The organism is uncultured Azohydromonas sp. (genome assembly GCF_937926365.1).
Lineage (GTDB): Bacteria > Pseudomonadota > Gammaproteobacteria > Burkholderiales > Burkholderiaceae_C > Azohydromonas.
Window position 1 is genome coordinate 1 of the sequence record NZ_CALAOH010000215.1, and the last position, 25,264, is coordinate 25,264.

The 25,264-nt window shown below is 67.2% G+C and carries 19 protein-coding genes and 4 pseudogenes; 10 read left to right on the top strand and 13 right to left on the bottom strand.

The genetic code is table 11. The features are described from left to right. Positions 1 to 825 (bottom strand): transposase (locus tag Q0741_RS23505; protein WP_367184169.1); only part of this gene is annotated, 825 nt, incomplete at its 3' end. Between the two features lie 189 nt (positions 826 to 1,014). Between Q0741_RS23505 and Q0741_RS23510 the strand changes: the two genes are divergently transcribed. From Q0741_RS23510 to istB (Q0741_RS23550), 9 genes and pseudogenes are all read left to right on the top strand, one after another. Next, a complete protein-coding gene (locus Q0741_RS23510; protein ID WP_298235623.1) occupies positions 1,015 to 1,317 on the top strand; it encodes a hypothetical protein in 303 nt (100 codons plus the stop codon). A gap of 35 nt (positions 1,318 to 1,352) precedes the next feature. Further along, positions 1,353 to 1,790 (top strand): transposase, encoded by a 438-nt coding sequence (locus Q0741_RS23515; protein ID WP_298235624.1) that lies wholly within the window; start codon positions 1,353 to 1,355, stop codon positions 1,788 to 1,790. Next, entirely contained in the window at positions 1,766 to 2,116 is a 351-nt protein-coding gene (gene tnpB, locus Q0741_RS23520; RefSeq protein ID WP_298235625.1) for an IS66 family insertion sequence element accessory protein TnpB, read from the top strand. Before Q0741_RS23515 ends, tnpB begins: the two co-directional genes overlap by 25 nt. Before the next feature lie 112 nt (positions 2,117 to 2,228). After that, positions 2,229 to 3,836: an IS66 family transposase gene (locus tag Q0741_RS23525; RefSeq protein ID WP_298235626.1), complete on the top strand. Its 1,608-nt coding sequence runs from the start codon at positions 2,229 to 2,231 to the stop codon at positions 3,834 to 3,836. A gap of 71 nt (positions 3,837 to 3,907) precedes the next feature. Beyond that, positions 3,908 to 5,194, top strand: a pseudogene (gene istA, locus Q0741_RS23530) (IS21 family transposase); the annotation flags it as partial. A gap of 23 nt (positions 5,195 to 5,217) precedes the next feature. After that, a pseudogene (locus Q0741_RS23535) lies at positions 5,218 to 5,364 on the top strand (ATP-binding protein); the annotation flags it as partial. 222 nt (positions 5,365 to 5,586) lie between these two features. Beyond that, positions 5,587 to 7,068 (top strand): IS21 family transposase, encoded by a 1,482-nt coding sequence (gene istA, locus Q0741_RS23540; RefSeq protein WP_298235667.1) that lies wholly within the window; start codon positions 5,587 to 5,589, stop codon positions 7,066 to 7,068. Further along, positions 7,065 to 7,901, top strand: coding sequence for an IS21-like element helper ATPase IstB (gene istB / locus Q0741_RS23545; protein ID WP_298235627.1), 837 nt, complete (start codon positions 7,065 to 7,067; stop codon positions 7,899 to 7,901). The genes istA (Q0741_RS23540) and istB (Q0741_RS23545) overlap by 4 nt, the downstream gene beginning before the upstream one ends. Positions 7,902 to 7,999: 98 nt before the next feature. Next, a pseudogene (gene istB / locus Q0741_RS23550) lies at positions 8,000 to 8,605 on the top strand (IS21-like element helper ATPase IstB); the annotation flags it as partial. Positions 8,606 to 8,740: 135 nt separating this feature from the next. On the opposite strand, the gene Q0741_RS23555 reads toward istB (Q0741_RS23550), so the two are convergent. The 4 genes from Q0741_RS23555 to Q0741_RS23570 form a co-directional block, all read right to left on the bottom strand. After that, on the bottom strand, positions 8,741 to 9,073 hold the full coding sequence (locus Q0741_RS23555; protein WP_298235628.1) for a hypothetical protein: 333 nt from the start codon (positions 9,071 to 9,073) through the stop codon (positions 8,741 to 8,743). A gap of 661 nt (positions 9,074 to 9,734) precedes the next feature. Then, the gene (locus tag Q0741_RS23560; protein WP_298235629.1) at positions 9,735 to 10,277 is read right to left on the bottom strand and encodes a hypothetical protein; all 543 of its coding nucleotides are present in this window, start codon (positions 10,275 to 10,277) and stop codon (positions 9,735 to 9,737) included. 69 nt (positions 10,278 to 10,346) lie between these two features. Further along, positions 10,347 to 10,724 (bottom strand): hypothetical protein, encoded by a 378-nt coding sequence (locus Q0741_RS23565; RefSeq protein ID WP_298235630.1) that lies wholly within the window; start codon positions 10,722 to 10,724, stop codon positions 10,347 to 10,349. Between the two features lie 71 nt (positions 10,725 to 10,795). Next, positions 10,796 to 11,512: a hypothetical protein gene (locus tag Q0741_RS23570; protein WP_298235631.1), complete on the bottom strand. Its 717-nt coding sequence runs from the start codon at positions 11,510 to 11,512 to the stop codon at positions 10,796 to 10,798. 266 nt (positions 11,513 to 11,778) lie between these two features. Between Q0741_RS23570 and Q0741_RS23575 the strand changes: the two genes are divergently transcribed. Continuing rightward, positions 11,779 to 12,051 (top strand): hypothetical protein, encoded by a 273-nt coding sequence (locus Q0741_RS23575; RefSeq protein WP_298235632.1) that lies wholly within the window; start codon positions 11,779 to 11,781, stop codon positions 12,049 to 12,051. A 46-nt stretch (positions 12,052 to 12,097) separates the two neighbouring features. On the opposite strand, the gene Q0741_RS23580 is transcribed toward Q0741_RS23575, so the two are convergent. The 8 genes and pseudogenes from Q0741_RS23580 to Q0741_RS23615 all read right to left on the bottom strand — a co-directional run bounded on the left by Q0741_RS23580 (position 12,098) and on the right by Q0741_RS23615 (position 25,122). Continuing rightward, positions 12,098 to 14,467 carry a DNA polymerase II gene (locus tag Q0741_RS23580; protein ID WP_298235633.1) on the bottom strand — a complete coding sequence of 790 codons (2,370 nt, stop codon included), beginning with the start codon at positions 14,465 to 14,467 and terminating at the stop codon, positions 12,098 to 12,100. A 94-nt stretch (positions 14,468 to 14,561) separates the two neighbouring features. Then, positions 14,562 to 14,786 (bottom strand): annotated as a pseudogene (locus Q0741_RS23585) (M20 peptidase family dipeptidase); the annotation flags it as partial. 127 nt (positions 14,787 to 14,913) lie between these two features. Next, complete coding sequence (locus tag Q0741_RS23590) at positions 14,914 to 15,144, bottom strand: hypothetical protein (RefSeq protein WP_298235634.1); 231 nt, start codon at positions 15,142 to 15,144, stop codon at positions 14,914 to 14,916. A 199-nt stretch (positions 15,145 to 15,343) separates the two neighbouring features. Beyond that, entirely contained in the window at positions 15,344 to 16,708 is a 1,365-nt protein-coding gene (locus Q0741_RS23595; RefSeq protein WP_298235635.1) for an ISNCY family transposase, read from the bottom strand. Between the two features lie 461 nt (positions 16,709 to 17,169). After that, a complete protein-coding gene (locus Q0741_RS23600; RefSeq protein ID WP_298235636.1) occupies positions 17,170 to 21,192 on the bottom strand; it encodes a hypothetical protein in 4,023 nt (1,340 codons plus the stop codon). Between the two features lie 552 nt (positions 21,193 to 21,744). Continuing rightward, complete coding sequence (locus Q0741_RS23605; RefSeq protein ID WP_298235637.1) at positions 21,745 to 22,668, bottom strand: HNH endonuclease; 924 nt, start codon at positions 22,666 to 22,668, stop codon at positions 21,745 to 21,747. Beyond that, on the bottom strand, positions 22,665 to 24,383 hold the full coding sequence (locus tag Q0741_RS23610; RefSeq protein ID WP_298235638.1) for a class I SAM-dependent methyltransferase: 1,719 nt from the start codon (positions 24,381 to 24,383) through the stop codon (positions 22,665 to 22,667). Before Q0741_RS23610 ends, Q0741_RS23605 begins: the two co-directional genes overlap by 4 nt. Positions 24,384 to 24,780: 397 nt before the next feature. Next, a complete protein-coding gene (locus Q0741_RS23615) occupies positions 24,781 to 25,122 on the bottom strand; it encodes a hypothetical protein (protein WP_298235639.1) in 342 nt (113 codons plus the stop codon). Positions 25,123 to 25,264: the final 142 nt, after the last annotated feature.

The following is a 25,264-nucleotide window of genomic DNA, read 5'->3' on the forward strand; positions in this document are numbered from 1 at the left end:
CCCACGAACCTGGCGGCATTGACTCTTACAGAGGTTGTATGACTGGCAGATATCGCAGTCCGCCCTGTCCCGGTACAGGGCCGCGATGGACTCCAGGGGGTACTCCACGTCCGTAACCAGCACCGTGTACTCCCAGAGCTTGTCGGGCCCCAGCACGGCCGCGTCGGCGAACGCCAGGCGCAGTTGGCCGCGATCGTTGACGCGCTCGCGCACCAGCCCTTGGCGGATGAGCTGGCGCACGATGACCACGCGGCGCTTGCGGCTCCAGCCCACCAGTTGCAACTCGTCCTCCACCATCTGGCAGCCCTGGCTGTCCGCACGGCTCCAGTCGCCGCGTGCGAACTGCCGCGCCACCAGGCGCTGCACGTTCTTGGTCTGGCGCAAGCGCAGCAAATAGGGCTGGTTTCGGCTTTCCAGCTCGGTGAGGATGCCCTCGTTGCCGTAGCCGCAATCGCCTCTCACGAGCACCGGACGCCGCTGCCCCAACTCGTCGAGCAGGCAACCCAGCCGGCCCTTGGCGTGCACGCTGGTGTGCTGCTTGCCCGAGGTCACCAGCACGTCCAGCACCAAGCGCAGGTTGCCCACCCAGTACGTGTGCAGCACGTGGCTCGGGCGCGCGGGCTTGTGCGGGTTGTAGCCCAACTCGGCTCCTTCCTGGCGCCCGTACAGCGGTTTGATGCTGGCGTCGATGTCCAGCACCCAGGGCTTGTCCAATGCCTCCTGCACCGAGTGCAGCAGTGCGCTGCGCATCCACGCCGCGCCGGCGTCCTCGTTGATGCGCTGCAGCCCGCGGCGCAGTGCGTCTTCGCTGACTGCGTATTTCAGAGCATCGTGGACGGCGTTTCAGGCTGATGGTGGACGGGATTTCAGCGTGATCGTGGACGGCGTTTCAAGTTGATCGTGAACGCTGTTTCAGCGTCATCGTGGACGATGGGGACGCGCGGGTGACCTTCTGACCGGCGTCATGCTCGCCGCCTTTTGCGGTCCGAGCTGATGCCCACCAAGAGAGTCCCGATGCGACGAATAAGAGAAGCGCTACGCCTGCACCTGCAGGCCAAGCTGAGTTACACCGAGGTCGCCCGAGCGCTGCAGATCTCCAAGAGCGGGGTTGGCAAGTTCGTGTCGCTGGCCCGCGTGGCTGGCCTGGACTGGGAGGCCGTGCAGGCGCTCACCGACGAGGAGTTGGAGGCGCGGCTGTACCGCCCGCCGCTACCGCGCAGCAGCCACCAGCTCGAACCCGACTTCGGCCTGGTGCACCAGGAGCTCAAGCGTATGCGATCAATCAACGACGCCCTTGAAATCGGCAGCGGCTGTTGAGAAGGTACGTGCCCACGTAGGCAGATGGGCACGTAATGTCAGACAGTCATCTTTCCGAGTTGGCGCAGCGGCTGGTGATCGGCCACAAGCGTGACGGGCGCAGCATCTACGACGAGGGTGCCAAGCACGAGCTGGTCATGGCGTGCCTTGAGCCGGGCGCGTCGCTGGCCAAGATCGCCCGCGCATGCAGCGTCAATGCCAACCAACTCGCCAGCTGGGTACGGCAGCACGAACGCTCAGTGGCACAGAGCACCTCGCCCGGCGGCGAGATCGTGGAAGCTGCCCAGGCATCGGACTTTGTGCCAGTACGCATCGAGCCCGCTGAACCGGCCGCGGCCGAGCCCGTGGTGAACCTGCAGGCGCGGCTGCCCAACGGCGTCGTGCTGGACCTGCGCGGCTGCGACCTGGGCCAGGCGTGCAGCGTGATCGAGGCCTTGGGGAGGGTGCGGTGTTCCGCTTCAACGAAGGGCTGAAGGTCTACCTGCACCGCCCGGCGGTCGACTTCCGCATGGGCATCAACGGCCTGGCGCTGCTGGTGGAACAGTCGCTGGGGCTCAACCCGTTCGCCGAATGCGTGTACGTGTTCCGCAACCAGCGGCGCACCCGGGTAAAAATCTTGGGTTGGGACCGCAACGGGTTCTGGCTCCTTCTCAAGCGGCTTGAGGCCGACAAGTTCATCTGGCCCGACGAGGCGGCGGTGCCGACGCTGACGCTGGAGCAACTGCACTGGCTGCTGGAAGGCATCAACGTGGCCGCCGTGAGGCGGCATCCGCAGCGGTTGTACGAGCACGTCGGCTGACGCACGGCAAGCAACACGGCCGTGGCGCTGAAGCGTCACCGGCCACGGCGATGTTCTCGCACAATAGGGCGTCCCACCGGCACAGCCCAACGCCAAGAGAACAACGCCGCCGATGCAGCAGATGCCCAGCGCCGAAGAGTTCCAAGCCCTGCAGCAGGCGCTGGCCGAGGCTGCGCGCCGCAACGAGGCGCTGGCGGGCGAGCTGCGTGTCGTGCGCACCGAGCGTGACCTGCTGCAGGAGCAGCTCAACCGGTTCAAGCGGCAGCTCTTCGCTGCCAAGAGCGAGGTCCGAGGCACCGAGCAGAAGGACCTGTTCTTCAACGAGGCCGAGGAGCTCGGCGCCGGCGCCGCCCCGGCCGCTGAAGAGGCTACGGCCGAAGACGGCGACAGCGTCGACGTGCCGGCGCACAAGCGCGCCAAGCGCGGTCGCAAGCCGCTGGACCCCGCACTGCCGCGCGAGGTCGTGCGCCACGAGCTGCCCGAGTCCGAACGCGTGTGCCCGCATGACGGCGCCGCGCTGCAGGAGATCGGCGTGGAGGCCAGCGAGCAGCTCGACATCATCCCGCAGCAGGTGCGCGTCATCCGCCACGAGCGGGTGAAGTACGCCTGCCCGTGCTGCGACGGCGGACTGCGCTTGGCGCCCAAGCCCGCGCAGGTCATCCCCAAGGGGCTGTTCACCGACGGGCTGCTGTCCTGGGTCATCACCTCCAAGTACCTCGACGGGCTGCCGCTGTACCGCCAGGCGGCGCTGCTGGGGCGCTTCGGCGGCAGCGACCTGTCGCGCAACACGATGGCCGCCGGCGTCGTGCGTGTCGGCCGGGAGGTGCAGCCTGTCATCAACCTCATGCGCGACCGGCTGCTGGAGGCGCCGCTGATCTACGGCGACGAGACCGTGGTCCAGGTGCTCAAGGAGCCCGGACGCAAGGCACAGACCAAGAGCTACATGTGGGTGCAGATGACCGAGGGCTCGGGAGCCGACGGCACCGGGCCGCCGATCCGGCTCTTCGCCTACTCGCCGTCACGCAGCGCGCAGACGGCGCTGGACCTGTACGCCGGCGTGCAGGCGGGCAGCGTGCTGATGAGCGACGGGTATGACCCATACGACAACGTCGCCGTGGGCAACAAGCTCGTGCACTTGGCATGCTGGGCGCACTGCCGACGACGGTTCCATGAGGCAGTGCAGGCGCTGGCCAAGGACAAGCGCGGCCCCGACCAGGTGGCCGTGCAGTTCATGGACCTCATCGGTCGGCTGTACCACGTCGAGTCGGTGGCCAGGAAGGAAAAGCTCAGTGCCAGCGCACTGAAGGAGCGGCGTCAGCAGCAGAGCGTTCCGATCCTCGACGAGATCGAGCGGCTGCTGCTGGTCAAGCTCCACACAGTGATGCCCAAGTCGCTGCTGGGCAAGGCGCTGCACTATGCCCATGGGCAGTGGTCCAAGCTCAGGCGCTACGTTGACGATGGCAACTACCCCATAGACAACAACGTGTGTGAGAACGCCATCCGTCCGTTCGTGGTCGGAAGAAAAGCATGGCTCTTCAACGACACAGTGGCCGGCGCCAATGCCAGCGCGAACCTGTACTCGCTGCTGCAGACCTGCATCGCCAACGGCATCGACGGCTACTGGTACCTGCGCCGGCTGCTGACCGAGTTGCCCAAGGCCAAGACCGTGGACGACTACGAGGCGCTGCTGCCCTGGAACCTCGGACCGGCGGCGAGCTGACCGCCACTGCCGTCAGGCAGTGAGCACATCCTGCCGCCGTCCGCCAGGACGGGTAGGAAAGACCGCTTACGCTCAAGCGCCCGGGCGTGACGCTGCAGCTACTGTGGGAGGAGTACACCCGGACCATGGCCGATGCCGGGCAGCCGGCGTACAAGTACACGAGCTTCTGTGTCAAGTACCGGGCCTTCGCCCAGAGGCAGAAGCGCTCGATGCGCCAGGTGCACCTCGGCGGCGAGAAGCTGTTCGTGGACTACGCCGGCTCGACCGTCCCGATCGTGGATCCGCTCACCGGCGAGATCAGCGCCGCGCAGATCTTCGTGGCCACGCTGGGCGCGTCGAGCTACACCTTCGCCTGCGCGACGCCGCGGCAGACCACGGCCGACTGGATCGGCGCGCAGGTACGCGCGCTGGAGTATTTCGGCGGCGTGCCCAAGCTGATCGTGCCGGACCAGACCCGGTCGTTGATCAAGCATCCCGACCGCTACGACCCGGTGCCCAACCGGCTCTACGAGGAGTTCGCCCAGCACTACAGCACGGCAATTTTGGCTGCCCGCCCAGCTCACCCGAAGGACAAGCCGAAGGTCGAGGCCGCGGTGCTCCTGGTCCAGCGCTGGATCTTGGCGCGGCTGCGCAACCGGCGTTTCTTCAGTATGGGCGAGCTCAACCAGGCCATTGCCGTGCTGCTGGAGGAGCTGAACCGGCGCCCGTTCAAGAAGCTGCCGGGCTGCCGCCGCAGTGCCTTCGAGCAGCTCGACGCCCCGTTGCTGCAGCCGCTGCCGCCGCGGCGCTTCGTCATCAGCCGCTGGAAGCAGGTCAAGGTCAACATCGACTACCACGTCGAGTTCGAGGGCCACTACTACAGCGTCCCCCACCGCTTTGTCGGCCAGCGGCTGGAGCTGCGCGCCACCGACGCGCTGCTGGAGTGCTTCGCCGCCAACCAGCGCGTGGCCTGCCACACCGTCACCTCGGTGCGCGGCGGCTTCACGACGGTGGCCGAGCACATGCCCGCGTCGCACCGGGCACACCGCGAGTGGACGCCGGCCAAGCTCGTCGCCTGGGGCCGGCGCATCGGCGTGAGCACCGCCGCGGTGGTGTCCTGGCAGCTCAAGCACCGCCCGCACCCCGAGCAGGGCTACCGCGCCTGCCTGGGGTTGCTGGCCCTGGCGCGCCGCTACACGGACGAGCGGCTGGAGGCGGCCTGCGAGCGCGCCATGGCCATCCGCGCCCCGACGCTGCGCAGCGTCACCAACATCCTCAAGAGCGGCCTGGACCGCCAGGGCGCATTGCTCACCGCCACAGCTACCGACCACCCCGTCATCGAGCACGAGAACGTGCGCGGCCCCGACTACTACCACTGACCCAACGAAGGAGAACCCTGCCCATGCTCGCCGAACACACCCTGGATCAACTGCGCACCCTGCGCCTGGACGGCATGCTGCGCGCCATCGAGGAGCAGTCCACCAGCACGGCCGCCGCCGAGCTCTCGTTCGAGGACCGGTTCACGCTGCTCGTGCAGCGTGAGATCGCCTTGCCGCGCGTCAATCTGGATGAGAGCAGCGCGTCAATCTGGATGAGAAGAGTCGCGGGGCCTGGCGGGTGAAGGGCGAGCCCGGAACCCGCCAGGCCCCGCGCGCGCCGGTGTTGGCCTCCCGTAGGCCTTGTCGGTGGTCGCGGTGGGGTCCGGTATGAGGCAGGAATCTCGATTCCCGAGAGCCTGACCTTGACCGGACGACACATCCACGACCACCAGATGAGGCTTTACATGAAGCTCAGACTGACCGAAGGGCTGCCCACGGCAGCCGCGCGCGCTGGCATCAGCGTGGCCACGGCCTACCGCATCGAGCAGGATCCGCGGCTACCGTCCCAGAAGCAGGCACCTCGGCAGAGGCGCCGGCCAGATCCGCTGGCCGAGATCTTCGACAGCGAGGTGGTGCCGCTGCTCAAGGCCGCGCCCGGCGTGCGGCCGATCGCGGTGCTCGAAGAGATGATGCGCCGCCACCCGGAACTCACCCGCAGCGTGCGCCGTACCCTGGAGCGGCGCATCCGTACCTGGCGCGCCCAGCATGGCCAGGAGCACGACGTCGTCTTCCGCCAGGTGCACGAACCCGGGCGCATGGGGCTGTCCGACTTCACCGAGATGCACAGCCTGGGCGTGACGGTCGGCGGCGTGCTGCTGGACCACCGGCTCTACCACTTCCGGCTGGCCTGCTCGGGCTTCGAGCACGCGCACGTCATCCTTGGCGGCGAGAGCTACGTCGCGCTGGCCGAAGGGCTCCAGAACGCGCTGTGGGCCCTGGGCGGCGTGCCACGGGAGCACCGCAGCGACAGCCTCTCGGCGGCATTCCGCAACCTGGACTCCCAGGCACGCGAGGACCTGACCTCGCGCTACGACGCGCTGTGTGCCCATTACGGCATGCAGCCCAGCCGCAACAACCGCGGCGTCGCGCACGAGAACGGCGCCATCGAGAGCTCGCACGGCCACCTCAAGAGCGCCATCCGTGACGCGCTGCTGCTGCGCGGCAGCGCCGACTTCGCCGACCTGGTGGCCTACCGGCGCTTCATCGACGAGATCGTCAGCCGCCACAACGCGCGCAACGGCAAGCGTATCGAGGCCGAGCGAGCCGTGTTGCAGCCTCTGCCGGCCACGCGCACCTGCGACTACGAGGAGACGCTGGTGTACGTGACCTCGGCGTGCGGCTTCACGCTGCGCAAGGTCTTCTACACGGTGCCGTCGCGGCTCATCGGCCACCGGCTGCGCGTACGGCTGTACGACGACAGGCTGGAGGTGTTCCTCGGCGGCACGGCGCTGATGACGCTGGCCCGTGGCCGCACCGGCGGCAACGGCCGCCACGGCCATGTCGTGGACTACCGCCACGTCATCCACGCTCTACGGCGCAAGCCCATGGCGCTGCTCAATTTGGTCTACCGCGAGCAGCTCTTCCCGCGCGAGGCCTACCGGCTGACGTTCGAGCGGCTGTGCGAGCAGCTGCCGCCGCGCGCGGCCTGCAAGACCATGGTTGAGCTGCTGAGCATGGCGCACGAGCGCACCTGCGAGGCGCAGCTGGGCCAGCTGCTGCAGCAATACCTGGCCGAGCGCCGGCTGCCCGACCTCAACGAGCTGCGGGCGCACTTCGCACCCGACCCGGCACAGTTGCCCGAGGTCTGCGTGCAGCTGACCTCGCTGAGCGACTACGAGGCCCTTCTCCACAGCCACACCGAGGTGCAAGCATGAGTGACGCCATCGATTCCACGCGGCTGACGCTGCTGCTCAACGAGTTGCGGCTGCCTGCGCTCAAGCAGATCTGGTCGTCCTTCGCCGAGCGCTCCGACAAGGAAGGCTGGCCCGCGGCGCGGCTGATCATGGCGCTGGCCGAGCACGAGCTCGCCGAGCGCGACAGGCGCCGCATCGAGCGTCATCTGGGCAAGGCCCGGCTGCTGCCGGGCAAGACGCTGGAGAACTTCGACTTCGATGCCGTGCCGATGGTCTCCAAGGCGCAGGTCGCGGCGCTGTGCGCCGGCGATGGCTGGCTGCGCCACGGTGCCAATTTGATCCTCATGGGACCGCCTGGCGGCGGCAAGTCGCACTTGTCGTCGGCCATTGGCCTGGGGCTGCTGGAGAAGGGATGGCGGGTGCTGTTCGCCCGCACCTCGGACCTGGTCCAGCGGCTGCAGGTCGCGCGTCGCGAGCTGGCCCTGGAAGCGGCAATCAGCCGGCTCGACCGCTTCGATTTGGTCATTTTGGACGACTTTGCGTACGTCACGAAGGACCAGGCCGAGACGTCGGTACTGTTCGAGCTCATCAGCGCCCGCTACGAGCGCCGCTCGCTGCTGATCACGGCCAACCAGCCATTTGGCGAGTGGGGGAAGGTCTTCCCCGATCCCGCCATGACGCTCGCAGCGGTTGACCGTTTGGTCCACCACTCAACCATCTTCGAGCTCAACGTCGAGAGCTACCGGCGGCGTACCGCACTGCAGCGCAAGCAGGAAGGCCCGGGACGTCCAGCCAGCTTCGCGACACCGAGGAATGTCAGCCGGACGCGGCGCGACAAACCAGCGGCCGAATAGCTCTTGCCCGCGTCAATCAACTCGCGCATCATCACCGCGCCGCGACAGTTTTTCTCATCTTGATTGTCGCGCGTCTCTCATCCTGATCGTCGCGCCATATCGCCTGGCGCGACAACCGCCGCGTGGCGCGGCTGCTCAAGGCCGCCAAGCTCAAGGTCAGCGCCGCGTGCATTGAGGACATCGACTGGCGCACCAGCCGCGGCCTGGACCGCGCGCTCATCACCTCGCTGGCCAGCGGCGACTGGATCCGCCACGGACGCAATCTGCTGATCACAGGTGCCACGGGTTGCGGGAAGACTTGGCTGGCGTGCGCCCTGGCGCACCAGGCCGTGCGCAGCGGCTTCTCGGCGCTGTACGTGCGCGCCGCACGGCTGTTCGACGAGCTGCAGGTCGCGCACGGCGACGGCAGCTTCTCACGGCGGCTGACCCAGTTGGCCAAGGTTGACGTCTTGGTACTGGACGACTTTGCGCTTTCCCCCATCGGCGCCGCCGAGCGCAACGACTTGCTGGAGTTGCTCGACGACCGCGTCGGCACGCGCTCGACCATCATCACCAGCCAGCTTCCCCTGCGCACCTGGCATTCGTATCTGAACGACCCAACCTTGGCCGACGCCATCCTGGATCGCGTGGCGCACTCCAGCCACAAGATCGAACTCAAGGTCAGCCGCTCCATGCGCGACACCGGCGCCGAGCCCAAGGCGTGAGAGCGGCCAGCCGCTTCGACAGCAGCGCCGCGACCGGGCATTTCAGCCTGATCGTGGACGATTGAGTACCATTCGACCTAGACCTTGCGCGCTCCCCCAGCGCGCCGCGAACGGCGCCTGATTTGCCGTCCACGATCAGCCTGAAATGGGCGTCCACGATCGCTGAAATCCGCAGCTGACCACCTTGCTCATGCCCAGCGCCTGCGCGGCCACCGCGTCGCCACGCAGCGCCGTGATGTGCGCATAGCGCCGATGTCCGGCCAGCACTCCCAGCAGCAGCGTGCCCAGCACGTCGCGCTTGTTGGGCGCGTTACCGCTGCGGTACTCCAGCGGGCACTCCTGCACCCAGCGCTCGAACACACCCGTGGCCGCCAGAAACTCGGCAAAGAACACCAACTGCCCATTGGGCGTGGCCGGCGCCGCCTCGTCCCAGCGCACATGCATGCGCCCGCCCAGCGTGTCCACCACCACCGGGTCCTAGGCACCGCCGCCGCCGTCTCTCAGGGCCAAGGCCCGCTTGCGTCTTGCTTCACCCATCGGGTGAGTCTGCCTGACCGAGCCAAGTGCTTGTCAGCATTGGCCCGCTGGCTGATTCACACGGCGGCAACCGCCGGATTTAGGTTGAGTGCCTTTTCCTGGGTTTTCCACGCCGGGCGCTGCTCAGCCCCTCCCGGTCGCAAGCGGCTGATCTTCATTGATCGCTCAACCGTTTGCACTTCAGCGGACCTTGATGGGGTGTGAGGCATAGCGCGATCAGGGGATCAGGCCAACAGGAGTGGTTCAAGTACAGCAGCCGCTGTGTCTCACGCGGCCGATTTTATGGACCCGTCAGCCATTTGACCGCCCGATGGACCGACCGTTGGGCCGTGCCAGGGCAGGGTGTCTGGTCTGCGGCCAGTTCGGCGCCAACGACGTCTACCGAGGCACACGGCTGCGAAGTCGGTCCGCCTGGAGCCCCCTGCCGCACTGCGGTGGCAGTGCCGCATGGCTGCTGAGTGGTGCAGCATGCCCGTGCCCGAAGCCATCTTCCGCGCCGTTGGAGTACCCGGCACCGCCGCTTGGCGGCCCAGCGCAGGCAAGGCAGTCCCTGGCGGCGTCCGAGCCTGTGCAGCTGTTGAAGCCGGGCATGTCAGCAGGTACGCCGGTTCCCAGCGCGGGGCAGGGCGTCGGGCATGCCAATCCAGCGCGGCGTGCCCGCTTCGTCGAGCTCGATGCGGCCTGTCAACGCCGTGGAGTGCGCCAGACTCCACACCGTGATGGAAAGGACGGTCGTTGCTGGTGCGGCATGCGGGTCGTGACCCGGCCGCAGCCGTCTGGCCAGGTACATCAGCACCAGGGTCGCATCGTGATCTTCACCAACGGCGCTTTGCGCCCTGGACTCCATCTCCACGAGCTCCTTGGCCATGTCGTGCTCTGGCAGCTCGACATCGACGACAGCGCGCTCCAGGCCGGCTGCCAGGTCCGCGGTGCGGAACACCAGCCAGCGGCCGGGAAAGTCGCGCAGGCACACGCCCGGCGCACCATAGCGGCGGGACAGTCGACCGTAGAAAGTCTGGAGCAGCGGTGACGGTTGCTGGTCGGGCATCGATGACATGGCCCGGAACTTTGCCGCGTGGTTGGCGCAGGCCTGCGCCGTTGTTGCAGTGCTGTCACACCGCACCTGCAGGCTCATGGGACAAGTTCCGATTTCCGGCCATGGCGTGATGGTCCACAAGCGCCGCTTCTCGACAGCGAGTCGGGCTCAGGCATGTCCCGGCGGGTACGAGAAGCCGCCGCCATGCTCCTCCTCGAGCCGAGCTTCTTCCATGATGTCTTCCTGCACCGGGTCCGGTGGGCCGCCGCGGCGGATGTGTGCCGCGTACCACGCCGCGATCAGCAGTCCCACGAGTGGCTCCGGGCCTTCCAGGAACTGATCAAGATCCAACGCGCTGGCTTCGCAGATCGCCTCGATGGGCGCGATCTTGAACCGGACCTGTCCCTCGCCCACGTCTCGCGACAGGCACAGGTCCGCGAACTCGATGCCGTCTGGAATGGTCACGCGCAGCTGTCTCATGCTGCCTTCCTCCATGGCCATGCCGAAATGTTCCTCCTTCGTTGCCGGCTTGAACGGCCAGTGCATGGAAGCCCCTGCGCCGGATACCGCAAGGTCGGCAAGGGCCGAGGCAGGGCGCTTCCTTCGCCGTTGCAATGTCAGGACGCGGCGGCCTCGGCGCCCGGGGTGTCGGTGGCCGGCGGCGCCTCGGGAGCTGAGGCGGATGCCCCGTCCGCAGCGCGTGCGGGCTCGTTCGAGCCGTTGGCAGCCCTCGTCCTGCGCGACACCTTCTTGCCCGCAGCTTTCTTGGCGGGCGCTTTCCTGGCTGCGGCCTTCTGGGCTGCACGCTTGGCCGTCACGGTGACGTCGACAGCGTCAGCTGCGGGGGCCTCGTCCGCCGGCGTGGCCTGGGCGCGTGTCTTCTTCGCAGCAGCCTTCTTGGCAGCCGCCTTCTTCGTGGGCGCAGGTGCTGCGGACGCCTGCGACGCGCCAGCGGTCTTCCTGGCCGCCGGCGCGGCGGTCTTGGCACCGCGCGGGGCACGACCCTCTTCCATGCCGAAGCGCTTGGCGGCCTTGGCATCGGTCGTGGCCAGGTGCGCGCCCCTGGCCGTCACGGGCTGCTCCAGCTGCACGGCGCCGCCCTCGTCCATCCTGGAGAGCGTCTGCGCCAGCTTGGCCACCGCGCGGGCGAGCTGCTTGACCGTCTTGGCGCCGACTGCGAGGTTGGCCAGGTCGATCTTCGTGCGGAACGTGGCTGCAGCCACCGGCTGCGGTACCTTCTTCGCTGCCGCCTTCTTGGCAACGGGAGCGGACTTCTTCGCAGCGGCTTTCTTGGCAGGCGCCTTGTTGGTGGCGGCGGTTTTCCTGGTCGGCATGGTCGTGTTGCTCCCTCAACGGGTGCGGTGGTGTTGCGACAGTTGAGGATTATTGCCCTGGCGTCGCGCGTGCCGCTGGCGGCTTGCCTGTGTGAACAAGCGGGCAGGGAGCCGGGACGGAAATGGCCTGAATCACTGAGCAGCAGCGTCGAGCGCGCATTCAACTTCCAGAAGCTGCGGCGCCAGTCCTTACGGCACGCACGGTACATTGGCCGCGTCGAACCTGTTCAGAGGAGGGCGCCCATGAACCGATCCAGCCCCGTGGGATGATGCTGCAGTTCGCGTTCGGCCCGCATTCCCCGAGCGCCAGGCCGGCCAGTGGTCCGCCCGCCCATGCCGGCGATGACAGCGTCCTTGAGGCGTCGCCGCAGATGCTGGCGCTGGCGGCCGCTGCGAAAGCGTGGTGGGAGACCGGCCGGCCCGAGGGCTGGTCGCTGGAGCAGCACCTGGCCGACCCGGCCGCTGGCTGCAACGCTTCGGCGCAGGAGCGGGCGTTGGCTGAAGCCGTTGCGCAATGGGTGATGAAGCAGGGCAGCTGAACAGCGCTGCGTGCCAAGGGCCAAGGTGGCCCTCTGCGGGCCTGGCTCAGAACAGGCTGGGGTTCGGATCGATCAGCTTCGAGAAGTCGTCCTGCACGAACGGCAGGATGGCGTCGGCCACGGGCTGCAGCTGGCGCTCGATGTAGTGGTGGTAGTCGATCGGCGCTCGGCGCATCTCCAGCGGCTGCGGGCCCGAAGTCGTCATCACGTAGCTGATCCGGGTGCGGCTGCTGCCCTGGTACTGCAGCGCACGCCCCAGCCGCTTGTCGTGCTCGTCGGCCATGCGCGCCGCGCGCACGTGCGGCGGCACGTTGCGGTGGTAGTCCTCCAGGTCCCGGCGAAGCCGCTTGCGGTAGACCAGCAGCTCGTCCATGTCGCCGGCCAGGGTGCGGCGCACGAAGTCGCGCACGTAGTCCTGGTACGGCTGCTTCTGGAACACGCGCAGGTAGAGCTGCTGCTGGAACTGCTGGGCCAGGGGCGTCCAGTCGGAGCGGACGGTCTCCAGTCCCTTGAAGACCAGGTGCTCGCTGCCGTCGTCGTGCCTGACCAGGCCGGCGTAGCGCTTCTTGCTGCCTTCCTGGGAGCCGCGGATGGTGGGCATCAGGAAGCGCCGGTAGTGCGTCTCGAACTGCAGCTCCAGCGCGCTTTGCAGGCCGAACTCCCGCTGCAGGTGGTCGCGCCACCACTGGTTAACGTGCTGCACCAGGTGGCGGCCGATGCGCGCCGCGTCGGCCTGCGTGTGCTCGTGCCCCAGCCAGACGAAGGTCGAGTCGGTGTCGCCGTAGATGACGCGCCAGCCCTCGGCTTCGATGAGCTCGCGCGTCCTGCGCATGATCTCGTGGCCGCGCCGCGTGATGGACGAGGTCAGGCGGGGATCGACGAAACGGCAGCCCCGGGTCCCGAGCACGCCGTAGAACGAGTTCATGATGATCTTCAGCGCCTGGGCCAGCGGCTTGTTGCCCTCGCGCTTGGCCGCCTCGCGGCCTTGCCAGACCCGTTCGACCATGGCGGGCAGGCAGTGGCGCGTGCGCGAGAAGCGCGCCCCGTCGAACCCCGGCACCGTTTCGGCTTCGTCAGCGCCGTGCAGGCCTTCGATCAGCCCGACCGGGTCGATAAGGAAGGTGCGGATGATGGCGGGGTATAGCGACTTGTAGTCCAGCACCAGCACCGAGTCGTACAGCCCGGGCTGCGAGTCCATGACGAAGCCGCCGGGGCTGCCACCCGGCCGCTCCTCGCCCAGGCTGGGCGCGACGAAGCCCAGGCGGTGCATGCGCGGCAGGTACAGGTGCGAGAAGGCGGCCACCGAGCCGCCGCTGCGGTCGGCCGGCAGCCCCGTGACGGTGGCGCGCTCCAGCAGGAAGTCCAGCACCTGCGTCCTGGCAAAGATACGGCTCACCAGCTCGCAATCCTTGAGGTTGTAGCGCGCCAGCGCGACCTTGTCCTCGCCGAACATGCGGTCGATCTCGGCCATGCGCTCGTGAGGCGTGTCGATGGCCTTGCCCTCGCCGAGCAACTCGCGCGCGACGTTCTCCAGGGCGAAGGAGGCAAAGCTCCAGGTGGCCGAGCGCAGCGCCTCGATGCCGTCGATGAGCAGCCGCCCGGCGGTGGCGGCGAAGAAGTGGCCGGTCTGCGAGCCGTGCGCGCGCCACTCCATCAATGCGCCGCCGCGGCCCAGCCGCAGGGGCACCTGCAGGCGCTGCGAGTGCTCGTGCAGGATGCGCAGGTCGAACTGCACCAGGTTCCAGCCAATGATGGCGTCCGGGTCGTGCCGTGCGAGCCAGTCGCCCAGCGCCTGCAGCAGCTGCGCCCGGGATTCGACGACGTCGAGCCGGAAGTCGACCCCTTCCTGGTCGCCGCTGAGCGGGCCCAGCACCCAGACCTGGCGCTGGCCGCAGCCCTCGATCGCGATGGAATAGAGCTCGCCGTGCTGACTTGTCTCGACATCGAGTGATGCCAGCCGCAGGCGAGGGCGGTAGTCGGGCGCGGGCTTCATGCGCGCATGGCGCACCACGCCGCGGTCGTCCGGCGTGCCAGAGAACCGGACCGGCGCCGTGATGAAGCGCTCCATCATGTACCGCTCCGGAGGGCGGATGTCGGCCTCGAAGACCGGAACGCCTGCGCGCTTGAGCAGCTTCTCGGCACGCAGCAGCTGGTGGTGCTGCCAGCAGTACAGGCCCATCACCGGGCGGTGCTGAAAGTCCTGCAGGTCGAGCGCACGCATCTCCACGTCGCGCTCGCTGCGCAACAGCGAGGCAACCTGCTCGTGCCGGTCGGCGGGAAAGAACGCGACGGACGTCTGGTGGGGCAGCCGGACCAAGCGAGGGCCTTCATCGGTTGCCAACCAGAACTCCACTTCCGTGCCTTGCGGCGTGTCTCGCCAGTGCCGGGTGAGCACGAACCCCTGTTGCTGATCCAACGATTGCGGCCTCAAGGCGAATGGTCAAGGTGCGTCGGATGCGACGGCCGCGGCATGACGATCTGCGGGCATCAGGCTCGGAGAAGGGCCGCCGCTATGGTGGGATCTCATGACCGTGCCACGCGCCGCTGCGCTGCGCTGCGATGCGTGCGCCGTCGTCGCCCAGGTCCCAGAACAGTCCCGCCATGAGCTGCAGCGCCTCGCGGGCGACGCTGCCGAGCAGGTGCTCGTCGGATGCGTGCTGCGCACAGGCCGGGTGCGAGTGCGGCACCCACAGCGTGGGCAGCTCCAGCACGTTGGCGAAGACGTCGTTGGGCAGCGGCCTGTACTGAATGTCCTCACCAAACTGGTCGCGCGCCCGGGGCGTGACACCACGCCAACGCAAGAGGCATATGCGTCCGAGAACACGACGGATCGAGCGGGGCGTAGCCTTGCAATAATAGTGCTCAGGTCTTCTTGCGGCAGTTCACCGCGCAGACCTTCTGGTTGCGGCCCAAGATTTTCCTGCTGACCAGTTCTGCGGTGCGCTTGTGGTAGCCGCACCTGAAGCACGACATCCTGGTCGAGCAGCCGCCCAGCATTACTGGACCGAAATCCGAACCGGGTATCTTGGCGGTGTACCTCAACCCGTCGTTGGATATCGTCGTCTCAGCGTCGATGTCGCGGTAATGGTCCATGGTCCTCCAGTCGGAACGAACACGGAATCATGGTACTGCGTCGGAAGGAGCGACTGGTGTACCGGCTCGACATGGTCAAGCCGCGCGCCGAGTCACTGACACCGCGTGAGTTCTTCGAGCTTGCGCGGCGATGTCAAGGCAAAGTTGAAATGTCGCATTGCCGGCCAAGTACAGATGTCGCATGGCCGGCAATGGCAGGTCAAGCCGCGGTCGTGCTGAGTTGCTCGATGGCGGAGTGCAAGTCGTCCACCGTGAAGCGCTGGGAGCGTTTGGTGCCGGGAGCGGGCTTGCTCTGGCGCACCGGTGCGCCGGCGTGGGTACGCGAAGGCGTACTGGCGGCACGACGGTCGTCGCGCTGGGCCTGCAGCAGCTGCGCCACCTGCAGGGCGTGGCTCAGGCGCTTGTGCTCGACGACGGCGCCGGCGTCGATGGTTTGCAGCCGGTCGTAGCGCTCGTAGGGGATCACATGGCCCTGAGCACGCAGCTCAATGCGGCCATCGGGGTACTCCCAGACGTCGATGTAGCGCATGGCCAGCGAGCGGGTGTCCGGGGTGTCAGGCAGCAGGTAGATGACGCTGTCGTGCTGCAGCGTGAGCGACTGGGAGACTTTGCGCTGCACACGCCAGGTGAGAATGGCATCGAGGTCCTCGTCGCTGCGCAGCGGCCGGTGCGCGTCGAAGGTGCTGCGAGGGGGCTTGGCAAAGCGCGCGTTGTAGTCGGCCATGAAATGCGGCACGAACGCGTTGGCCGCCTCGCGCGAGCAGATGCCGCGCAGGCGCAGTTCCTTGACCAGGCGGTCCTGCAGCGTGAGGTGGGCGCGCTCGACGCGGCCCTTGGCTTGGCTGGAGTTGGCGCACCAGCCCTCGATGTTGAGCTCGTAGAGCGCGCGGCCGAATTGCGTGACGCCACGGCCCGATTGGGCCGATTCGTTGGTCGGGCGGAAGATGCCCGCCTTGTCGCTGTAGAAGGCCACGGGCTTGCCGTGGCGGCGCAGGTAGCCGTGCAGCGCCTCGAAGTAGGCAAACGTCGACTCGGTGGGCACGAAGTGCAGCTGCATCAGCCGGCTGGTTGCGTCATCGACGAAAACCAGCAGCGTGCACGGCTCGGCCCGGTCCTCGAACCAGGCGTGATCGCTGCCGTCGATCTGCACCAGCTCGCCCAGGCACGCGCGGCGGCTGCGGGGCTGGTGCACCGGCCCCAGGCGCTGCTTGCGCGGCACCCACAGGCCCGCGGCGATCATGAGCTGGCGCACCGTCTCCTTGCTCAGCAGCACGCCATGGCTCTCTTGCAGCTTCTCGGCCGCCAGCGTCGGGCCGAAGTCGGCGTAGTGCTTGCGGATCAGCCCGATGGCGCGCTCGGCCAGCCCGGCGGGCAACTGGTGGTTGCTGGGCCGCCCGCGCTTGAGCGAGAGCAGCCCCGTGGCGCCTTGCGCCCTGTAGCGCAGCAGCAGCCGCTCAACTTGGCGCCGGCTCAGCCCCAGCCGCTGCGCGGCCTGACCCACCCGCAGCCCGCCATCGACCACCGCCTGGATGGTCTTGAGCCGGTCCACCTCTCTCATGCTCATCGTGATCGTCGCTCCATCCCTGGCCATGCCCTCGTTCCCGCCGACTCAAAGGGCGGGGACTGTGCGACATGTCTACTTTGCTGGAATGCGACATTACTAATTGGCGCCTACAGGCGAGGTCGTGCCAATGGAAATTATGTGAAGTTGGGTGCTGTCGCATCTACAGCGGTGGTGACCCATGCCGCCAGGACGGGGGCAACTAAGGCTTGTGCTCGGAAGTCCGCTTTGTGCCCCAAGCAGACCGTTACGCATCAAGAATGGCCGGCCGAAACCAGTTGTCCAACGAGCGCTGCGGCGTCGGGCAGCTTGGCGCGCGGATAACGTCGATGCCATCGCTGAGCTCAATCTTTCGACTTGGACAAGCGCGCACGCTAAACCCTTCAACGAATAGACGGCCGCAAAGTTGGCAAATGGTCTGCGCGTCTCGTTGTGCTGACATTCCGCGTCAGCTGCACTCTGCCTCAGAGTAGCTTGAGAGCGTCACCTGGATTTATGCCCGTGACACTGCAACCCACCACGAGCACCTCCTTTAGGCCAGCGTCGCCTGCACGAACCTGGCGTACCGTCTGCGTGATGGACGGAACGGCAACCGAGGGCATCGAGAACTGCGCGGGCAGCCGGGTCTGCTGGTTGAGCCGCTCTGCGAGGAAACGCGCGACAGGTCTGTCAATACTGTGCGCGAAGAAAAGTGTCATGCCCCATCGCACGGTAGCCGCCATCCGCAGCGACGCGACGACCAGTGTGCGGGCCTGCACGTCGTCGGAATGGCAAACGCGCACAGCTGCTCCAAAGTTTACGACTTGGTCTCGGCCGACAAACTGGATGACCTCGGCTGCGGCGGCGTTCGGCGCCATGGTGAGGCCGGCCTGAAGACGATTCAGGATAGGCAGCACGTCGACCTTGTTCGCATCGCGGGCCTCGGCGATCCAGCACTCAAGAAGTTCGCTCGGCTCGCCCGAGGCCAGAAGGAGGCCAACCGCCAGCATTCCAGGCAGCAGTTCCTCGGCCATGACGGTCGCGGTACCCGGCGCTCCACGCCGCGCATGGAGTTCGCCGGCGACGTTGGCCATGCCCATGACGTAGCGGAAGAAGCTTGGCGACGTACCGCCCACAAGCTCGCGCAGCATGAGCGATTTCGACCCGTTGAGCCGCGTGATGAGGTTATCGCTTCGCAGTAAGACGGAAACTCGGTCAAACATCGCACTTGAGGCGTCGGGCCAGTGAGCCTCAAGGAAAGCGACCTGAGTCACAAGAAGTCCGACTCGTAGGGCTTGACCAGGAGTCAACTCGTCGACGGCGAGGTCGGGCTGGCTCGCGCGGCCAAAGGCAATTTCCAAGGGCTTGCCATCGGGGAGAAGTCGGCCGGGGTTTTCGAAGAGCTGTGCCGTGGCGTTCGCGGCCTGGAGGATGGCTTCCCAGCGCTTGTCGCCTTCGGCCCACGCCTGAGGCGGCAGCAGCAGCACCACCTCGGTCAGAAGCGCGCTGCAGCGCCGAAGTTGTCCCGCTCGCAATGCGCAGTACGACGCATCGATGAGAAGGCCGACGCGGGTCGCCTCAAACCCATCGTTCTGTTGCCTGGCCCCTTGCTCGAAGAGCAGCGAGGCCCTGTCGAACTGCCCCAGCTTTGCGGCCGAGATTGCAGCCCGCCTGTAGGCGAACGGGTCGGTGACGGCCTGCGAGCCGAATCGCGCGATGGTTGCGTCCCATGCCGACAATGCCGGACCATGGTGGTTGGACTGTCCCATCAAATTGATGCGCTGCTCCTCAATAACGGCACTCGGGCCGAAGAGGTCTGTAGCCCGGTCAAGGACAGCGAATCCGCCGGGTAAGTCACCGGCGTACTCGCTCAACACAATCGACTTCGCACGTGCGATCTGTGCTCCGTACAGCGGGAACTTGAGGGATTCGCAGGTGGCAAGTGCTTGGTCGAACGCCTCGAGCCACGGGGACCAGTCGGGGCTGTCTTTGTTGGCTTCCGCGATCCACCCGGTGTGCACGAACGCGCCCAGGTCACGAACGTGAGGCCAGTCAAGCATCTCATCGAACTGGTCGGCGAGCACCTGGTTCACCGGATTGGAGAGGAACGCCAGGAGGTCGTTGAAGTCACGCAGCGTCCGCACCCCACCCGCACGCAGAGACAAGAAGAACTGAAACGTCGTGGCGCTCTGGGGAGGAGCGAACCCCGGCAGGGCCGGCATGGCCTTCATGTTCGCGATGCCGTCGGCTATGAAGGACGCCCCGGGCTCCTGCGTTTGGACTGCACTCGAGACGGCGTCGAGCATCACTTCCATCGGAAGCGCGACATGCTTGCCCAGCAGCGTCATGTCGTACATGACGCGGTTGAGCGTCCAGTGCACATCGGAAACACGCGGCCCAATTTCGTCCCGCCATGCGCGTGCAAACTCCTCTAGGCGTGATGGGTCTTCAACCTCCGCGACGAGGAACTGGAGATGCCGCAACGAAGGCATCGCGGACTTCAGCGCGACATGCACCGGGCCGTTGTCGAAGCCAAGATGCAACACCCAGGAGCAGTGCGAGAAGACCCGTCGCTGGACGTCATCATCTGCTGTCACAATGTTCTGGACGCTGAGCAATAGGCGTGGTGCGTCAAGCGCGATGAACGCATGAAAAACCAGTGCGCCAGCGTCATTCGGTGTGATGGACTTGCAGGCGGAGATGGAGTCAAAAACCTTTGAGTGGACGGCGCGATGCTGCTCCGCGGTCCACGTGACGTTGACTTCGCCGCGAAGAATCTGAGTGACGCGATAACGCCCGTCGCCGAGTTCCTCGAGCCAGCGCCCGTTCAGGGTGGTCAGCACAGCCTGCGCACCGGTGAGCTTGGGCGGCAGTCCCGCGAGATTGAGCAGCATCTCGCGGGTCGGTGCAACCACGAACTCGCCGGCCTCAAGCGCAAACTGACTTGTCTCGGCGTTCACTGACGCGTCCAGCAGCTCGCGCGCCATTTGCTTGGCTGACTGCGTGCCGGGCGAAGGAGTGACAAGCGTCGAGACGTCGAGCGCAGGCCAACCCTGGTCGCGGAGTTCGACCAGCCGGACGTGCACGAGCGCAGGGTGACCACCCGACTGGAGGGCGATGAGCTGGCCCCACGAGTTCGCAAGGTCCTGGCTGCTGCAACCGAAGTCGACGCAGTGCTCCGCAACCTCAGGCTGCGCCATGGCGGGCACAACGACAACCTCCACGCCCCATGAGGTCGCCACCTCCCGCTCGAGCGCTTCGGTGTGCCCTTGCGCCGTGAAGAGCAGCGCGATACCAGCGACGCTCGCGCGGTGCACAAGTTGCCGCAGGCTCGCGGCATAGACGCGTCGGGCGTTCGCCGACGTATCCAGGTCGTCGAGAATCAGCAGGGATGGCCCATCAGGCCGGTCAATCGTAAGTGCGAGCAGCCGCAGCGCTTCCGACGTGGCAGCTGGCGTTCGCCCTGAAAGTTCAGTCCAGCGCGCATCGAGGCCGGCGTCGCGTGCGACAACCTGCGCAATCGTGGTCTTGCCCTTGAACACCGAGCCGACGAGAAGTACTGCGTCACGCCGGATGACGCGCTCAGAAACAGCGTCCACCAGCGCTTGGCGGCGAAGCAGCGCTCGCGGAGGACTGGGGGGCGCCCCCTGCAGAAGCGCCAGATTCGCGAAGTTTGCCTGCAGCGAAGACAGCTGCGCGGCCGCCACGAGCAGCCCGCCCGCGCCTCTTAGCGGCATCTCAAGCGTGACCGTCGTTGCCTTCTCAATTTGCAGCCACAGCGAGGTCTTGTCGAGCTTGCGCGCGTCCGGTGAGGCCTTCAGTACCTGCTTCCAGCAGTAGGCCAAGAGTTCGTTCTTGACCGTCCGTGCGGCGCTCCGGGGCTGTTTGGCCAAGACGAGCGCATCGCCGATTCGCTCGAGAACAGTTTGCTCGACGACCTCCACGTCCGGCTGGCCAGTCAGCCAGGTGAATCGCTGGAACAGTCTCGTCTGCAGGTCGCGCACGGTCGCAGACGCCAGAAACGCTCGAATGGGCTGGTTGTCCTCGAGGCTCGCAAGCAATTGCTGTCTGAGGGCCTCCGCCATCACGGGATCGAACGCGGCCTTCCCCCACGCCTCGATGCCAGGCAAGCCGCCGAACCGGGCATCGCGCTCTTTCGCGATGTTCGACGTCGTCAGGTAGACGAACTTGACCTGACGGGTTGGAGAGCGTTCCGTGGTTGCCCAGAAATTCCGGATGGCGTCGCGTGCGTTCTGCGAGTTCAGAGACACGCCGTCCTCGGTTCGCTTGACCTGCACCGTCGTGGTTTCGGAAGAGCTCACCCGGTCGATGTCCTCAGCACCCTCCAGGAACAGTACCTCGTCGTCCGCCAACATCACCCAGCTTTCGATAGACCGCCAGATTTGGTAGTCATACCCACCCATCGCGCCGAGGGCCTCGCGTTGGGGCGTGCGCGGGAGCGGTTCGAGCGGGGTTTCTGCTTGCAGTTGCGGCGAAGGGGCGGCCATGGCGGCGGTCATTCCTGGCCGTGGCGCGTGTCAGGCCGGGTCGCCCATGAAGTCTCGACCGAACTCAGGGGCGAGCAGGTCGCCATTGGCGCCCCTGCACTCAATCCACGGGCCCGACAGGTGCCCCCCGCCGTCCCATGCCTCCAGCGCCGCGGCTGCCTCAGCGACGTGCTCGATGCAGTACCCCCACTCGTGACCAATCGGGTCGATGTTGACCACAACCGCCCGGGTGAAGTTGTACTGCTTCGTCGCGCAGATCCTGAAGGCCCGCAGAGACAGTAGTTCGAAGGGCTCTGAGAAGCCAGGCTTGCGATGAATTCCGGCAGGAGTTCGTTGAGGTCAGAGGTCATGATGGCTGCACGTTCTTCGGCCGTAGGGAGAGCTTGCCACGGAATTGGCAAGGGCCGTGTACATACAGAGCGTGTCTGCTATGCAGCAGCAGGCGGTTGGGCGGAGCCGCGAGGCCAGTGGCGACGGTGCTTCGTGTTACCGGAGAGCCGCCACTGGCGACCAGTTTCTCCTGGCCGAACGCGGTCACTGACGCAACCATTTTCATGCAGCGGCCTTGAATTCCCGGAACCGCCTGGCCAGCCGGTCCTGATCCGGTCGGTCATGGCTGCGCTGCGGCAAATGCAGCCGACTGCCGTGCAGCCGCTTGAGCGCTTCCAGCATCGGGCCATCGTTCTGGGCACGCAGCCGCTCGGCGACGTGCACGATGTAGTCTGGGTCGATACCGATGAGATGGGCGTCGAACGCGGCGTGGTGGATCTTGGACAGCGGAATGCCGTTGGGCACGACAGGCTGCCCCCAGTCCTCATGGCGGTCGGCAATGATGTGGGCCGCATCCAGCAGCATGGGCTCCGGCAGCCCGGAAAGCGCGCAGCGTCCCTGGTAGGCCGAGATCACGGCGTCCCTGAACGACGCCTGGTGCAGGCGCTGCTTGACCATGCGCAGTGCATAGCGGCGCTCGGCCGCCTCGCCGCCAAGGCGCTGCTCGCCCGGCAGACCGAAGGCCACGCGCGCCTTCAGGCCCTGCCGGTCCCAGCCCGCGATGAAGGCCGGCACGATGGCGTGGTAGCGGCCCGGCGAGATGCCCAGGAAGTACAGCAGCGGGATCTGCTGCTCCCAGGCCTCGCGCAGCCAGCGGTTGTCCGCTGCATCGGCATCCGTGCCCATGAAGGCGTAGTCGACGCTCTCCTCGCCCTCGTAGAGCTGCTGGTGGACCTGGCGCTGGTCGTCGTACCAGATGCGGTTGCCGGCGCGCGGGTAGACCGTGCGGATGGAGAGCAGGTGGCGCATGCTGCGCGGCTTGAAGATGCCGCGCTGCGGGTTGACGAGCGGGACGCGCTGGCCCTGCCAGATGAAGCCCGCCTTCAAGTGCTCCGAGGTCAAGGCGTCGTGACGCTCCTGCAGGGCGCGCACGTGGCCGAAGGCAGCCCGGCGCAGCACGGCGTCCTCGGTGTCCTCCAGGCTCATGCTGCAGTTCCTTCCCTGGGGCCGCGTGCCGAGGGTACCCATCGCTCCACCCCGCGCTGCAGGGCGGTGAGCTCCACGGCTTCGCGCAGACGGATGAACAGGTCTTCTTCCCATGCGACCGATCCGCCAATGCGGCGTCCGAGCAGGTGTGCCGCCTGGCGGTCGAAGGCCTGCGGCGCTTCGTCGCGCAGCAGCTGCCAGCCGTGGACGACGCGCGAGCGGCAGTCCTGCAGCAGTTGCGCCGCGGGCAGCCGATCGGACTTCTGGGTGTTGACGCGGGCGTCCACCGGCAGCAGGTTCCACAGGTCGTTGCTGCCCCAGAGCGAGAACGGGATGACATGGTCCACCGCGAAGTCGGCAGTGAGCTTGCGACCCGACCAGGTACAGCGCTCGACGCCATGACGCAGGAAGACCTGGCGAGCCAAGCCCGTGGCGCGCTGCGGCTCGGCGCGCGCCAGCAGCAGGGGCAGCACCTCGCCACTTCGAATGCCTTGCCGATGGCCAAAGCGCTCGGTGAGCTGTGCCCAGCGCAGCACCACGGCGTCGTTGATCCAGTGGCCCAGGAGGCTCAGCTCGCGCCAGAGGCTGGCATCCATCAGCACCTGATCCTGCGTCCGGTCGAACTCGAAAACGGCCCCTGTCTCGAGCGCGCCGCCGGCGAACTGCACCGGGCCGTCCCGGATGGTCTGCCCGATGACGCGCAGCGTGGTCTCCATGGCACGCTGGCGCTCAGGCGGCAGCCGGCCGCGGGCGAGGTCGAGTTGCCACGCGGCGAGCCCGCCATGCTCGCCAGCCTGTGCGTACGGGGCCATGAGTGCGGTCAGGGCCCGGCGGAACTTGACCGGTTTGCCGCCCGCACCCTCTGCCTGCGATTGCGGGATGGGGCGCTGCGACGCAAAGATGGGCCAGTAGTAGCCGAGCCACTTTTCGGCCAGGCGCCTGAGCGGCACCCCTACCCGCCCATCAGCGTTCCAGGTCGCGCAGCGCGGCTCCTGGAGCGCCAGCTCCGCCAGGGCGCGGAAGAGCGCGAGCTTGTAGGTCGCGACCTTCTTGTCGCGGTTGAGGATGCCTTCGATCTGGTCCACCGCGCGCAAGGCGGCTCCCGAGCGCAGCTCCAGCAGCAGCGTCGCCCAGCGCGTGCCGGCACGGCCCAGCACATCCTCGCTGTCCCAGCGGCCGATCTGCTGGAAGCCCAGCCGCTCGAAGAGCAGCTGCACGTACGCCGGCGCATAGGCCTTGAAGAGCCGTCCCTGCGCGTCTCGCTCCCCTGCCCCGATGTCGGTACGCGACAGGGGCAGCGACAGCAGCAGCCGGCCGTGGGGCCGCAGCAGGCTCTTCAGCGCCCAGGCGGCATCAAAGAGCTCCGCCTCGCCCACATGCATCAGCACCGCGCTGCACAGCAGGCCATCGAAGTTGCCGCCGAACGGCTCGCCCAGCGCCGGCAGCGCAGCGGCGTCCAGGCGGCCTTCCAGCTCCGGATGCCGCGCCAGCGCCTGCGCGCGCAGCTCCGCGCACGGCTCGACACCGAAGGCCTGGAACCCGCTCGCCAACAGGCCTGCCAGATCCCGGCCGCTGCCGGCGCCAACGTCCAGCACCCGGCTGCCCGCGGGAAAGGCCGAAGCAAAGTAACGGGCTACAGGGCTGGCCACCGCCTCGTAGCGTTCGGCAATCTCGCGCGCACGGCTGGCGTAGACGTCAAGGGTGAGCTGATCCATGCCGGGGAACACCAGGCGTTCATCGTGGAAGTCAAAGCCTCGGCCGCACCAGGAGCACGCATGCAGCACCGCAGGAAAGCTTCCCGGCCGGCCTGGTCAGTCCGGGCAGGCATACCCCTGCCGCCTGCCATGATATTCGACGGCGCCCACGGGTCAGGATGCAGGCGCACCCGGCAGCGACAGCCACAGCGACCCGCCAGCGCGCGTGTTGCTTCCTCCGCGACACCGCGCCGGACGCGAGCCCTGCGGGGTCGTGTGGCCGCAGGGCATCACGGCCTTGGCCAGCCACCGTGCAGTCCCGTGCGCCGTTGCGCGGCCTGGGCCATCAGGGGCACGGGGACAGACGGTGCAGCGGGCGGCGGCAGCGCCATGACCAAGGCCGTGACCGCCACGACCGTCAGCCGCGCCAGGCTGACATCAGTGCGGCCAAGGCGTCCCTGTAAAGCCGGACGCGCCAGTTCCGGCGCATGTAGCGCGGCGCCTTGCCGTGAAACGCGGGCACCTGCTGCACGCCCAGCAAGTAGCCGCGCACCTCCTCGTTGACGGTGACGGAGGCCAGGATGTGTCCGTGCTTGTCCACAGCGTGAATGATGGTTCCGCGCCAGTCGTCCTCAGCAAACCAGTGCGGTGGCAGCGCGACAGGGAGCCTGGAAGTCGTCATGCGAAGCCGCGGCCGGCGCACCGGGCCGGCTTGGTCGGCGAGCTGCGCCTGTGCAAAGCGCTCGATGCCAAAGCGCATGGTGCTGCGACGGTCGATGTGCCCGTAGCGGGGTCGCTCCCATGCGGTGCATCCAACCGTCGTGGATGCGCACGCCGCTGCGGCACAGCCGGTCCACGACCGCCTTTCATCTGGCTGGTGTCCACGGGCCTGCACGAGGTGG

Coding starts and splice junctions, on each gene's coding strand:
- Q0741_RS23510 (WP_298235623.1), top strand. CDS start 1,015: ATGCGACGAATAAGAGAAGCGCTACGCCTGCACCTGCAGGCCAAGCTG.
- Q0741_RS23515 (WP_298235624.1), top strand. CDS start 1,353: ATGTCAGACAGTCATCTTTCCGAGTTGGCGCAGCGGCTGGTGATCGGC.
- Q0741_RS23525 (WP_298235626.1), top strand. CDS start 2,229: ATGCAGCAGATGCCCAGCGCCGAAGAGTTCCAAGCCCTGCAGCAGGCG.
- istA (WP_298235667.1), top strand. CDS start 5,587: ATGAGGCTTTACATGAAGCTCAGACTGACCGAAGGGCTGCCCACGGCA.
- istB (WP_298235627.1), top strand. CDS start 7,065: ATGAGTGACGCCATCGATTCCACGCGGCTGACGCTGCTGCTCAACGAG.
- Q0741_RS23560 (WP_298235629.1), bottom strand. CDS start 10,277: ATGAGCCTGCAGGTGCGGTGTGACAGCACTGCAACAACGGCGCAGGCC.
- Q0741_RS23565 (WP_298235630.1), bottom strand. CDS start 10,724: ATGCACTGGCCGTTCAAGCCGGCAACGAAGGAGGAACATTTCGGCATG.
- Q0741_RS23570 (WP_298235631.1), bottom strand. CDS start 11,512: ATGCCGACCAGGAAAACCGCCGCCACCAACAAGGCGCCTGCCAAGAAA.
- Q0741_RS23575 (WP_298235632.1), top strand. CDS start 11,779: ATGATGCTGCAGTTCGCGTTCGGCCCGCATTCCCCGAGCGCCAGGCCG.
- Q0741_RS23590 (WP_298235634.1), bottom strand. CDS start 15,144: ATGGACCATTACCGCGACATCGACGCTGAGACGACGATATCCAACGAC.
- Q0741_RS23595 (WP_298235635.1), bottom strand. CDS start 16,708: ATGAGCATGAGAGAGGTGGACCGGCTCAAGACCATCCAGGCGGTGGTC.
- Q0741_RS23600 (WP_298235636.1), bottom strand. CDS start 21,192: ATGGCCGCCCCTTCGCCGCAACTGCAAGCAGAAACCCCGCTCGAACCG.
- Q0741_RS23605 (WP_298235637.1), bottom strand. CDS start 22,668: ATGAGCCTGGAGGACACCGAGGACGCCGTGCTGCGCCGGGCTGCCTTC.
- Q0741_RS23610 (WP_298235638.1), bottom strand. CDS start 24,383: ATGGATCAGCTCACCCTTGACGTCTACGCCAGCCGTGCGCGCGAGATT.
- Q0741_RS23615 (WP_298235639.1), bottom strand. CDS start 25,122: ATGCGCTTTGGCATCGAGCGCTTTGCACAGGCGCAGCTCGCCGACCAA.